General features: G+C 61.3%; 8 protein-coding genes. 4 read left to right on the top strand and 4 right to left on the bottom strand.

Translation table 11 applies throughout. The annotated features are described in order from the left end of the window. Window positions 1-133: 133 nt before the first annotated feature. From dxs to LOY28_RS26240, 4 genes are all read right to left on the bottom strand, one after another. Window positions 134-2,032: a 1-deoxy-D-xylulose-5-phosphate synthase gene (gene dxs / locus LOY28_RS26255; RefSeq protein WP_258612729.1), complete on the bottom strand. Its 1,899-nt coding sequence runs from the start codon at window positions 2,030-2,032 to the stop codon at window positions 134-136. 91 nt (window positions 2,033-2,123) lie between these two features. After that, window positions 2,124-3,011, bottom strand: a complete 888-nt coding sequence (ispA, locus tag LOY28_RS26250; protein WP_111454196.1) for a (2E,6E)-farnesyl diphosphate synthase — start codon at window positions 3,009-3,011, stop codon at window positions 2,124-2,126. Beyond that, window positions 3,008-3,250: an exodeoxyribonuclease VII small subunit gene (locus tag LOY28_RS26245; RefSeq protein WP_007894317.1), complete on the bottom strand. Its 243-nt coding sequence runs from the start codon at window positions 3,248-3,250 to the stop codon at window positions 3,008-3,010. Before LOY28_RS26245 ends, ispA begins: the two co-directional genes overlap by 4 nt. A gap of 109 nt (window positions 3,251-3,359) precedes the next feature. Beyond that, a complete protein-coding gene (locus LOY28_RS26240; protein WP_258612728.1) occupies window positions 3,360-4,505 on the bottom strand; it encodes a Fic family protein in 1,146 nt (381 codons plus the stop codon). Between the two features lie 276 nt (window positions 4,506-4,781). Here LOY28_RS26240 and LOY28_RS26235 point away from each other — a divergent pair, with 276 nt between their 5' ends. From LOY28_RS26235 to LOY28_RS26220, 4 genes are read left to right on the top strand one after another with little or no spacing between them, the layout of a single operon-like run. Further along, window positions 4,782-5,573: a YfaP family protein gene (locus LOY28_RS26235; protein WP_258612727.1), complete on the top strand. Its 792-nt coding sequence runs from the start codon at window positions 4,782-4,784 to the stop codon at window positions 5,571-5,573. A gap of 37 nt (window positions 5,574-5,610) precedes the next feature. Then, on the top strand, window positions 5,611-7,323 hold the full coding sequence (locus tag LOY28_RS26230) for a DUF2138 domain-containing protein (protein ID WP_258612726.1): 1,713 nt from the start codon (window positions 5,611-5,613) through the stop codon (window positions 7,321-7,323). Beyond that, window positions 7,293-7,958 (top strand): DUF1175 family protein, encoded by a 666-nt coding sequence (locus LOY28_RS26225; RefSeq protein WP_032833720.1) that lies wholly within the window; start codon window positions 7,293-7,295, stop codon window positions 7,956-7,958. The genes LOY28_RS26230 and LOY28_RS26225 overlap by 31 nt, the downstream gene beginning before the upstream one ends. Window positions 7,959-7,969: 11 nt before the next feature. Further along, window positions 7,970-12,529 carry an alpha-2-macroglobulin family protein gene (locus LOY28_RS26220; protein ID WP_408981026.1) on the top strand — a complete coding sequence of 1,520 codons (4,560 nt, stop codon included), beginning with the start codon at window positions 7,970-7,972 and terminating at the stop codon, window positions 12,527-12,529.

Below are 12,529 nucleotides of genomic sequence, written 5' to 3'. Positions count from 1 at the left end.
TTGGGCTGCGAAGCAGCCCCAAAACCTGGCAACGAGTTCTTTCCACGTGGCCATGTCGGCTTGGATTGCGGCTGCTGCGCAGCCGAGCGGGAGCAAGCTCCCTCGCCACAGGGTTTTGCATGCAGCCAGAGGATCAGATATTCAGCAATTGCAGGCGCTGACGCACCGCCTCTTCGATCCCGGCTTCATCCAGCCCGCATTCGGCGAGCATTTGCGCAGGCTTGGCGTGTTCGACGTAGATGTCTGGCAAGCCCAGGTGCAGCACCGACTTTAGGATGTTCTCGCGGGCGAGGAACTCGCTGACCGCGCCACCGGCGCCGCCCATGATCGCGTTCTCTTCGACGGTCACCAGCAATTGGTGACTGCCGGCGATTTCGCGAACCAGTGCTTCGTCGAGCGGTTTGACGAAACGCATGTCGACGACCGTTGCATCCAGCTTCTCGGCGACTTTCAGTGCCTCGGCCAGTTGCACGCCGAACACCAGCAGGGCGACTGTGCTGCCCTGACGACGAACCACGCCCTTGCCGATTTCGATCGGTTCGAGGTCTTTCGCGATCGGTGCATTCGGGCCGGTGCCACGCGGGTAACGCACCGCCGCCGGGCCGTTGTACAGGTGGCCGGTGCTGAGCATTTTGCGCAGTTCGTTTTCGTCGCTCGGGGTCATCACCAGCATGCCGGGGATGCAACGCAGGAACGACAGGTCGAAGCTGCCTGCGTGCGTCGGGCCGTCTTCGCCCACCAGGCCGGCGCGGTCGATGGCGAACAGTACGTCGAGGTTTTGTACCGCGACGTCATGAATCAGCTGGTCGTAACCGCGTTGCAGGAAGGTCGAATAGATCGCCACCACCGGTTTGGCGCCTTCACAGGCCATGCCGGCTGCCAGGGTCACGGCGTGTTGCTCGGCAATCGCCACGTCGAAATAGCGCGTCGGGAAGCGTTCGCTGAAGGCCACCAGGTCGGAGCCTTCCTTCATCGCCGGGGTGATCCCGACCAGGCGCGGATCGGCTGCGGCCATGTCGCACAGCCACTCACCAAACACACCGGAATATTTCGGCCCGCTGGCTTTTTTCGGCGCGGCGGCCGGAGCGTCCAGCGGTTCGAGTTTGGTAATGGCGTGGTAACCGATCGGGTCGACTTCCGCCGGGGCGAAGCCTTTGCCTTTTTTGGTGACCACGTGCAGGAATTGCGGGCCTTTCAGATCGCGCATGTTGCGCAGGGTGGCGATCAGGGTCGGCAGGTCGTGGCCATCGATCGGGCCGATGTAGTTCCAGCCCAACTCTTCGAACAGCGTGCCAGGGACCAGCATGCCTTTGGCATATTCTTCGGTGCGACGGGCGATTTCCCAGGCGCCGGGCAGGCGCGACAGGACCTTTTTGCTGCCTTCGCGCATGCTTGCGTAAGTGCGGCTGGAAAGGATTTTCGCCAGATAGTTCGACAACCCGCCGACGTTGCGCGAGATCGACATATCGTTGTCGTTGAGGATCACCAGCATGTTGGCGTCCACTTCCGGCGCGTGGTTCAGCGCCTCGAAGGCCATGCCGGCGGTCAGTGCGCCGTCGCCGATCACCGCGATCGCCTTGCGATCACTGTGTTGCAGGCGGGCGGCAATGGCCATGCCCAGCGCTGCGCTGATCGAGGTGCTGGAGTGGCCGACGCCAAAGGTGTCGTACTCGCTCTCGGAACGACGCGGGAAGGCGGCGATGCCATCCTTCTGGCGCAGGGTGCTCATGCGCGCGCGACGGCCGGTGAGGATTTTGTGCGGATAGGCCTGATGACCCACGTCCCACACCAGCCGGTCGTCCGGGGTGTCGAAAACGTAGTGCAACGCGATGGTCAGCTCGATCACGCCCAGGCCAGCACCGAAATGCCCACCGGTCTGGCCGACCGTGTAGAGCAATTCCAGGCGCAACTCATCAGCCAGGGTTTCCAGCTCGGCTTCGCCTAACCGGCGCAGGCCTTCCGGCGTGTTGGCACGGTCGAGCAGGGGCGTGGTCGGGCGCTTACGGGGAATCTCATGAAACGTCGTGGGCATCAGGCGAATCGTTATAGGTATAAAAGATGCGGCAGTTTACCTGATGCATCGCCCCCTGCCCACGCGTTGGTCTTTTTTGGCGGATACGCCGTCAGTTGCGGCGGTCAACGATGTACCGGGCCAGATCGCGCAAGGGCTCGGCTGCCGCGTCAAACGGTCGCAGTGCGTGCAGGGCCTGGTCGCGCAGTTCCAGAGCGTAGGCCTTGGCCGCGTCGAGACCGAGCAGTGCCGGGTAGGTCGGCTTGTCCCGGGCGATGTCGGCGCCCTGGCGTTTACCTAGGGTGGCGGTGTCACTTTCGACGTCGAGAATGTCGTCCTGGACCTGAAATGCCAGGCCGATGGCCTGTGCATAACTTTGCAGCGACTTCAGTTCGTCCTTCTCGGCACGGCCACTGGCCAGGGCACCGAGTTTGACGCTGACTTCGATCAACGCGCCGGTCTTGTGCCGATGCATGTATTCAAGGGCTTTTTGATCGAGCTTCAGCCCCACCGAGCCAAGATCGATGGCTTGCCCGCCGACCATGCCCGCCGGGCCTGCCGCCAGCGCCAGGGCGCTGACCATCTGCAGCCGGGTTTCGGTATCCGACGAGCTCAGGCGTGGGTCGAGCAGGGCGCTGAAGGCCAGGCTCTGCAAACCGTCGCCGGCGAGAATCGCGCAGGCTTCGTCGAATTTCTTGTGGGTGGTCGGCTGGCCGCGACGCAGGTCGTCATCGTCCATGGCCGGCAAATCGTCGTGCACCAGCGAATAGGCATGGATCAGCTCAACCGCGCAGGCTGCGCCGTTGGCTTGCTCGGCCTTGCCGCCCAGCGCTTCACACGCGGCGTAGGCCAGCAGCGGACGTACGCGCTTGCCGCCATTCATCACGCTGTAGCGCATGGCTTCATAGAGGCGGGCGAGCTCAGGGCTCGGCGGGTTGAACAGGGTTTCCAGTGCTGCATTGACGCGGGCCTGGCTGGCTGCCGAATACGCTGCAATCATTCTGGCTGATCCGCGTCGAAGGGTTCCTCGGCCAACTCGCCATCACGCTCGAGCAGCACTTGAACCTTCTGCTCGGCCTGGGCCAGCGCCGCCTGGCAATCACGGGTCAGCCCGATGCCCTGCTCGAAAGCGGTCAGCGAGTCTTCCAGCGACAATTCGCCGTTCTCCAGACGCTCCACCAGCGTTTGCAGGTCGGCGAGGGATTGTTCGAAATCCAGTGCAGCTTTTTTGCGGGCCATGGCGGCTATTTCCGGTTGACGTTAAACCGGCGCGACACTAGCAGACATGGGGGGTATGGGCAAATGAGCGGGCCTGAAAACCCCTGTCGCCGCGTCGGAAAAACCGGACTCAGAATGCCTCAAGCTCAGGGTGAAGGATCTGATACCGAGTGCTGCGCCCGCCACCGGGCAGGCGTTTCAGGCAGCCCTTCTCCAGCAGCTCGGTCAGATGACGGGTCGCGGTAGCTTTGGAAACCTTTGCCACTGCCTGGTATTGAGCGGCGCTGATTCCCTCCTCGAAACCACGCTCTCCGCCATCGAGTAAACGATTCAACACTTTGATCTGCTCAACTGACAGCTCGGACTCCCGATGTGCCTGCCAGAAGCGCGCTTTGGCCAGCACCAACTCGATACGGTTCATGGCTTGCTGCAAACTACGCAGGAGAGTTTGTAGAAACCATTCCAGCCATTGTGTGATGTCCAGCGTGGCTTTCTGGCTGGTTTCCAGCACTCGGTAATAGCCTGAACGATCCTCCAGGATGCTCGCCGACATGGCATAGAAGCAGATAGCCTGAGCCTCGCTCTGGGCCAGCGCCAGGTCGGTGATGGTTCGCGTGAGACGGCCATTGCCATCGTCGAAGGGGTGCAAAGTGACGAACCAGAAGTGCGCGATACCGGCCCGCAGCAATGGATCGAGGCCGGCTTGATTTCGGCTGACTTCAAACCATTTGAGGAATGTGTCCAGTTGCTGCTCAAGGCCTTGGCGAGGCGGCGCTTCGAAGTGAACGGTTGGCCTGTCGAGTCGCCCCGAAACCACTTGCATGGGTTCATCGCCGCGTAACGCTCCAATGTGGATGGGCCGGGCGGCGAAGTCGGAATCTTGATCAGGAAATAGCCACTCGTGCCAATCCAGTAGTCGCTGCAACGTCAGTGGTTCAGCGAAATGCTGTGTGGCGTCGAGCATTAATTGCGCCAGACCTTCACTGCGTTGGCTCACCTTATCCCCGTCGACCAGATTTAAACCCAGTCGTCGCGCCAGTGAAGAGCGCACGGAGCCGACGTTAAGTTGTTCACCCTCGATAGCTGAAGACGTCACGATATTCTGCAATAACGCATCCAGTTCGTTCTGCGCGCTTAGTGAGCTATCTACGGAACTGGCCATGCCCATCAACCGACCTTGTGCCTGCACACACTCGCGTAATAACGGTGTCAGGCGCTCGGCTTGCCAGTTGAAATTTGGCCAATCAGGCCGTTGCCAGATCCAGTGAGGTGCCATGAACTCGGGTGCTCCAAGGTGAATGAGCCGAATAATAGTCTTATTCGGCTCACTTTATGAGCCGAATAAGATCGCTATTCGGCTCACATCCAACAAACACCGTGATTCCCACCGCAAATATAGATGTATCCGATTGTTAAAAAACTGCCGAATGGCTAATCTTCGCGCCTTCAACGACCCTATATTCAGGGTCTTCTGACGAAACGCAGTTTTTTTGATCTGTAACGCGCCGAGGATCAGGCGCCAGGTTTCGTTATGCATGGCAGGAGGCGTCACATGCGTTGGGTTCTTTCACTGCTGATTACGCTGGTCTGCGCTCAAGTGGCGCGGGCCGAGCCCACGGCCGAGCTATCGGAACCGGTGGGTGGTTGGCGCTATCACGGCTTGCTGGACCGCAGTGAAAACCCTCGCGTCGCCTATCCCACACCGCCCATCGACCGGGGCGTGCAGCGCAATCGCACAATGATCGAAGGCCAGCTCAAGGCCCTCGGCACGCTCCGTCCGCCCCACAGCCTGGCGGTCAACGGCAATCCCCTGAATCTGTACACCGACGATCAAGGGCGTTTTGCCCGCCCGTATGCGTTCGGCGCCGGTTCCAACAGCGTCGAAGTGCGCAGTTCCGAGGGCAAGTCGCTCAAGCGCGTTCAATTCTATGAAGCCAATAACCTGCGCACCCCGGCGCGGATTCGCGTGGTGCTGGGCTGGGACGATCCCAAGGCCGAGCTCGACCTGCACATCATTACCCCCGACGGCCAGCACGCGTTCTGGGCTAGCCCGGCGCTGAGCAACGGCGGTGGGCTGGACCCGGACGGGGTCGATGGCCCTGGCCCTGAAATGTTCACCATGACTGCGCCGATGCACGGCACCTATCTGGTTTACGTGAACTATTGGGGCAACTACGGCAGCGGCGGCTATAACTTCGATGAGAACAGCAACCAGAACGAGGTGATCACCTCGCAAATCAATCTGGTGCTCAACGAAAACACCGTCGACGAAAAACGCGAGACGTTCATCGTGCCCTTGCGGGCGATCGGCGACCTGCTGCTGGTCAAGACTTTCAACTATTAAACATCCCGCACCACGGATGAAATCGGGTTTTGTGAACATGAGCGATAACACTGTGACTCCGGCCGCCGACATACCAGCAGCCAAAACCCCACGTCGTTGGCCGGCGTTGCTGATCGGGCTGTGCCTGGCGGCAGGCGTAGCGGGCGGGTTAGGCTGGTTCCTGCACAAACCCAAGGCTCCGCCTGCGCAGTTGGCCAGCGACAAACTGGGCATGAGCCGGCCGGACGGTCTGCTCGAAACCCATTCCTTGAGTCAGCTGCCCAAGGATTTGCTGGCCGTGCCGTTCCTCAAGGAAACCCTGACCGAAGATTTCGTCTTCTATTACGAAGCTCACGCCGACCGTCTCGGTTTGATTGGCAGTCTGCGGCGGATTATTTACGAGCATGACCTGAAGCTGCAGGACAGCCTGATCGAGCAGCTCTTCGACCAACCGGCGGATGTGGCGCTGTGGCGTGGGGCGGATGGGCGTCTCAAGGATTTCCTGTTGGTGATGGATCGCGGCGGACTGGCCAAGGTGCTGGAGCCGCTGGCGAAAGTGGCGCTGGATGATTCGCAACTGAGCAAGCTCGGCGAAGTGAAAGTCGGTGCCGACGCCGTCACCCTCTATCAGCTCAACTACAACGCCAGCAAGTCGTTGGTGTTTGCTTCCCATGGCGACAAATTGGTGGTGCTGTCCAATCCGGCCAAACTCTACGACCCGGATAACGGGGCTTTGGAGGAAACCGGCGGCGTTTCGACCAAGGCGATCGCCGCCTTGCTCAACGGCGACAAACTGTTCCCCGAAGCCTTCGGCCTGCCGCCGCGTGCGCCCGAGGTAAAACAACGCCTCTCGGTCAACTCCAGCGTGTTGGCCATGGGGTATCAGCGCTTCATCCCGAACTTTGCCGGCCTGCGTTTCGACATGGATGACAAGGGCTGGCACAGCTTCCTCGCCATGGACGAACTGGACAAGCAGCCGGACTTCGACTTCAAACCGATCTGGCAAGCCATGCCGATGGGCGCCAGCGCTTGCGTGGCCTTGCCGTTGGCCGCCGAACAACAGAAACCGCTGCTGGTGAAACTTGGCGCCGAAGAGTCCGTGGCCCAGGCCCTGACCGAACATATGGCCGGTGCCGCCGGCCTGTGCTGGTACTCCGATTCGCGGCTGTACACGCCGCTGCTGGTGGCCAGCCTGAATGACGATGACAGTGCCAAACTCGACGGTGACTTGGGCAACCTGTTCGGCTCGATGGTCGGTGCCTACGAAGGCAATGTTGCCGAGCACGCATTCCCGGTGGTCGAGAAACAGGACGGTAAAACCCATCAGTGGCAGCGCCAGGTCAGCTCCAACTTCGGTCCCTATAAGGCCAAGGATGCCGAGCAGCCGGACGCGATCACCGGCAAAGCCTTCATGCGCGTCAGCCTGGCGCGCCATGGTTCGACGCTGCTGTTCTCCCTCGATGACAAACTCGTCGACAAAGCGCTGGGCACCCTCGACAAACGCTTCCCGCCGCTGGCTGACGTGCTGCCGAAAGACCTGCTGATGCCGATCTATTTCGGCCCCGATTCCATGGCGCAACTAATACAGCAGGAAACCCTCGACAGCCTGCCGCAGGACATGGAGCCGGTGTTCTACAACGCCGCGCAAACCTACCTGATCCCGAAACTGCGCACCCTCGGCGGCTATGGCAAATACGCCCTGACCTTGCCCAAAGGCAGCGAGCCCGACGGCCACTGGCAATGGCTGCCGCTGGAGTGGAAAGCTCTGTGACCGCACTCATCCGAGGCCTCGGCTTGCTGGCGTTGCTGCTGGGGACCCGCACATTCGCCAGCGAAGCCGCCGCGCTCGACCCGCAGCAATCCCAGGTATTCCGCGCCTGGTTCGTGCGCATCGCCCAGGAACAATTGACCCAAGGCCCGAGCCCGCGCTGGTATCAGCAGGACTGCGCCGGGCTGGTGCGGTTTGCCGCCAACGAAGCGCTGAAAGTCCATGACGACAAATGGCTGCGCAGCAATGGCCTGTCCAACCGCTACCTGCCGCCGGAGTTGCAACTGAGTGACGCCCAACGCGGCCTCGCCCAGCAATGGCAGCAGGGCGGCGGCAAGGTCGGGCCCTACGTCAACGCGATCAAACTGATTCAGTTCAACAGCCATCTGGTCGGCCGCGACCTGGCCCAGGCCCGGCCCGGCGACCTGATGTTTTTCGATCAGGGCGATGACCAGCACCTGATGATCTGGATGGGCCGCTTCATCGCCTATCACACCGGCACCACCACCCCCACCGACAACGGCATGCGCTCCGCAAGCCTGCAGCAACTCATGACATGGAAGGACACCCGATGGATACCCGACGCAGCCAACCCCAACTTCATCGGCGTCTATCGACTGAACTTTCTCTCCCAATGATCGGTGCCCGCATGCTGCGCATTTGCTCAAAACTGCCTCTTTTGCTTGCGTTGGTTCTGCCGCTGTCGGCAGTCAACGCCGAAGACACCGTCGAGCCGAGCGGCTATACGCCGGTAGCCGGTGAAAGCTTTTTCCTGTTGGCCGACAGTAGTTTCGCCAGCGATGAACAAGCGGTGGTACGCCTCGAAGCGCCGGGTCGTGACTATCGCCGGTTCCGCATGGAGCCTTACGGCGGTGCGGACATTCGGGTGTATCGCATCGACAAGCCGCTGGATTTCCTCAAGCGCCAGAAGAACTTGCACCGTGTGGTCAGCGACGGCCAGTTCAAGGGCGAAGGCCTGTCGAACACCCTCGCGTACCTGTGGGACAACTGGTACCGCAAATCCCGTCGGGTGATGCAGCGGGCGTTTTCCTACGAGTCGCGTAAACAAGTCACCGAGGAAGTGCCGGAACTGAAGATGGGCACCGCCATCGCCGCGCCAACGCCCTACGATGCACAGCCACAATTTGCTTTGATTCCGGGCCTGCCGGTGGTCAGCCAATTCCGTTATCCGCTATGGCAAGCCAAACCGATCCAGCCGCCTGAAGGCGTGAAACTGGTTGGTTCTTCCAGTGAGTTCGTCAGCGCCTCGCCGGGCAACGTGTACATCCCGTTGGGCAACCTGAAACCGGGCCTGTATCTGGTGGAAGCGCTGATCGGCAAGTACCGCGCGACCACTATGGTGTTCGTCTCCAACACCGTGGCCGTGAGCAAGATTGCCGGTGATGAATTGCTGGTGTGGGCTGCGCGCAAACACGAAGGCAGTTCGGTGCCAAAAGTGAATGTGCTATGGACCGACGGCCTGGGCGTGATGAGCAGTGGCGCTACCGATGCCGATGGTTTGCTGCGCCTGAAACACGTCAGCCCCGAGCGTTCGTTCGTGATCGGCGAGGACGAAGAGGGCGGGGTGTTCGTCTCCGAGAACTTCTATTACGACAGCGAAATCTACGACACCAAACTCTATGCGTTTACCGATCGACCGCTGTACCGGCCGGGTGATTGGGTGTCGTTGAAAATCGTCGGTCGCGAGTTCAAGAATGCCCGGGATTCCGTGGCGCCGACCGCTGCCGATGTCAATGTGACGGTGCTCGATGCCACCGGTACTGCGCTGCAGTCGTTGGCGTTGAAGCTCGATTCCAAGGCCGGCACCCAGGGCCGTTTCCAGTTGCCGGACAATGCGGTGGCGGGCGGTTATGAGCTGCGTTTCAGCTACAAGGATCAGGCCTACAGCAGCGCCTTCCGCGTGGCTGAGTACATCAAACCGCACTTCGAGATCTCCCTGAACCTGGCCAAGCAGGATTACCGTACCGGCGAACCGGTCAAAGGCAGCCTGGTGTTGTTGTACCCGGACGGTAAACCGGTGGCCGACGCCAAGGTGAGCCTGAGCCTGCGCGCCCAACAACTGTCGATGGTCGATAACGAACTGCAATATCTGGGGCAATTCCCGGTGGAGCTGACCAGCGCCGAACTGACCACCGACGCCAAGGGCAACGCGACGCTAGACCTGCCCGCCGCCGAAAAACCGAGCCGCTACATGCTCACCGTGTTCGCCAGTGATGGCGCGGCGTACCGGGTCAAGACCACCAAGGAAATCCTCATCGACCGTGGTGCCGCCAGTTTCCGCCTGAGCGCGCCGCAACGGTTCAGCGCGGTGGGCGACAAGGTTGCCTTCAGCTACGCCAATGAAGGTGGCAGCGAGCAGAGCAAAGCGGTCAACCCGAGCAGCTACAGCTGGGTGCGACTTGAAGATCAGACCACTGGCGAAGGAAAACTCGCCGCCAAGGACAAAGGCTTCAGCCTGGCCTTCGACCGTCCGGGCACTTACAACCTGACGCTGAAGGATGATCATGGCCGGGTGCTTGGCGCGACCGGTCATTCGGTCACGGGTGATGGCGTCAAAGCCGTGCCCGGCACCGTGGAAATCGTCCTCGACAAACCCGAGTACAAGGCTGGCGACGAAGCCCTCGCGTTGATCACTTTCCCCGAGCCGGTCAGCGATGCGTTGTTGTCGCTCGAGCGCGACAAGGTCGAGGCCACGGCGTTGCTGTCCAAGGGCGGCGACTGGCTGAAGATGGAAAAACTCAGCGACACCCAATACCGCGCGCGCATCGCGGTGAAGGACAACTTCGCGCCGAACCTGACGTTCTCCGTGCTCTACACCAAGGGCGGTCAGTACAGCTTCCAGAACGCCGGTATCAAGGTGGTCGCGCCACAGATCGATGTGGCGATCACTACCGACAAAGAGGCGTATCAGCCCGGCGATACCGTGTCCGTGGACCTCACCACCCTGTTCGCCGGCAAGCCGATTCCGGCTCACCTGACGGTCAGCGTGGTCGACGAAATGATCTACGCGCTGCAACCGGAAGTGGCGCCGACCATCGACCAGTTCTTCTACCATCCGCGCCGCAACAACGTGCGCACCAGCGCCAGTTTGTCGTTCATCAGCTACGACGTGGCACTGCCGGGCAGCCCGGGCGCGCCGGGCAAAGCCAACCGCAGCGAGCGTGGGGTGAAAGTGCTGGAGCGGCCGCGTCGTGAAGACGTCGACACCGCCGCGTGGCAGCCGGAATTGATCACCGACGCCAACGGCAAGACCCGCTTCACCTTCAAGATGCCGGACTCCTTGACCCGCTGGCGCATCACCGCCCGCGCCATCGCCGATGACGGTCAGGTCGGGCAGAAGAAGCAATTCGTGCGCTCGGAAAAACCGCTGTACCTGAAGTGGAGCGGCCCGACCAAATTCCGCAATGGCGACAAACCGGATCTTGGCGTATTCGCTTTCAGTCAGGCCGAGAAACCGGTCAAGGCTGAGCTGGTGATTCATTACGCGGGTGCCGAGCAACGTGTGCCGGTCACACTGAACAACGGCGTCAACTATGTCCCATTGCCAGCATTCACATTGGCCAATGGCGATTGGACCGCCGAGCTGGTGCAGGACGGTAAAACCGCTGACGCCTTGGCCGTTCGCCTGACCGCGACTGGCGAAGGCTGGCAGGTGACCCAGAGCCAAAGCCTGGACGCGGTCAGCGGCGACACGCCGTTGACCTTGCCGGCGGACGCCACGGATATTCGCCTGCGTCTGGATGACAGCCCGCAAGCGGTGTTCCGTTCGGCCCTCGACGATCTGCTGAGCTATCCGTATGGCGGCGTCGAACAAACCGCCAGCCGTCTGCTGCCGCTGAGCATCGCCTATCCAACGCTGTCGTCGAACCCGCAGATCCGTGATCGCTTGCGTTTGATCATGCAGAACAGCCGCCTGCGTCTGGTGCAAATGGCCGGGCCGTCGGCGTGCTTCACTTGGTGGGGCTTTGACGGCGAGCCGGATGCATTCCTCACCGCTTACGCCTATTACGCCGACTGGCACGCCAGCAAAGTGCTGGAACTGAGCCTGCCGCCGGAGCACTGGCAGCGGGTGTTGGAGGTGTACGCGAAACAGGCGCAGAACACACCACTGTTGCAGCGGGCGTTGATTCTGTCGTTTGCCAAACAGATGCAATTGCCGGTGAACACGCTGCTCAGCGGTTTGATCGACGACCTGGTGAAAGCCGGCGAAGGCAATGCCGCGAGCGTGATGGACGATGGTGCAGAGAGCCTGGTCATGAACGATCCGGATTCGGCCTTGGGGCTGGCCAGTGCTCGGGTGTTGACCGCGTCTTTGGCGCGTCAGGCCAAGGTCAATCTGCCGCCGGCGTTCAGTCGTCAAGTGGATGCTGCGCAACAGCAAGTGGCCACCAGCGCTCAACCGTTTGTCGAAGCCCTGAACCTGTCGCTGCAGACTTTCGATCAGGCTCATGCACAAGCGTTGTTGCAACGCCTGTTGCCACAGCAATCGACCCTGGAACGCGCGTTGGCGCTGACCTGGTTGCAGCGCAGCATCGAGCAGGCTTCTCCGACCATCGCATTGGCACCGGGTGAGGGCTGGAAGAAACGTTACAGTGATACCGGTGAGATGTATTGGACGTGGCAGGGCTCTTCGCCAGTGCCGGCGGCATTGTCGCTGACCGGAACGCAAGAGCGCCCGCTACGGGCCATGTTGAGCTTCCAGACCAAACAACCGGCAATCGATCCGATGGCGGTGACCATCACCCGTCGCCTGTCGCGTCTGGTGCCGGGTGATGAGGCGTTCGAATTCAAACTCGAAGCGGTCGGCACCAAGCCGTTGTCCAGCGACAGCCTGTACCTGGACGAAGTGATCATCACCAGCAAAGCGGCGAAACCGCTGCGCTACGGCATGCTCGAAGTGCCGCTGCCACCGGGTGCGGACGTCGAGCGCACCACGTGGGGCATCAAGCTGATGGGCAAGGCCGGCACCGAGCCGACCGCGCTGGAGAAAGCCCGTTTCGAGCCGGGGCAAATGGCGTATGCGGTGCCAGTGGATGCGCTGAGCGGTGAGTTGCGCCTGCGTCATCTGGTGCGCTTCTCCCAAAAAGGCCAGTTCAACCTGCCGCCGGTGCGTTTCACGCAGGTCTACGCGCCGCAGCATCAGGCTCAGGAACAGAAACCGGCGCTCGGTCAGGTCACGGTCAACTGA

This window comes from Pseudomonas sp. B21-017, from assembly GCF_024749245.1.
Classification (GTDB): domain Bacteria; phylum Pseudomonadota; class Gammaproteobacteria; order Pseudomonadales; family Pseudomonadaceae; genus Aquipseudomonas.
The sequence above is the reverse complement of the archived record's forward strand: the minus strand, read 5'-3'. Positions and strand labels throughout refer to the sequence as shown.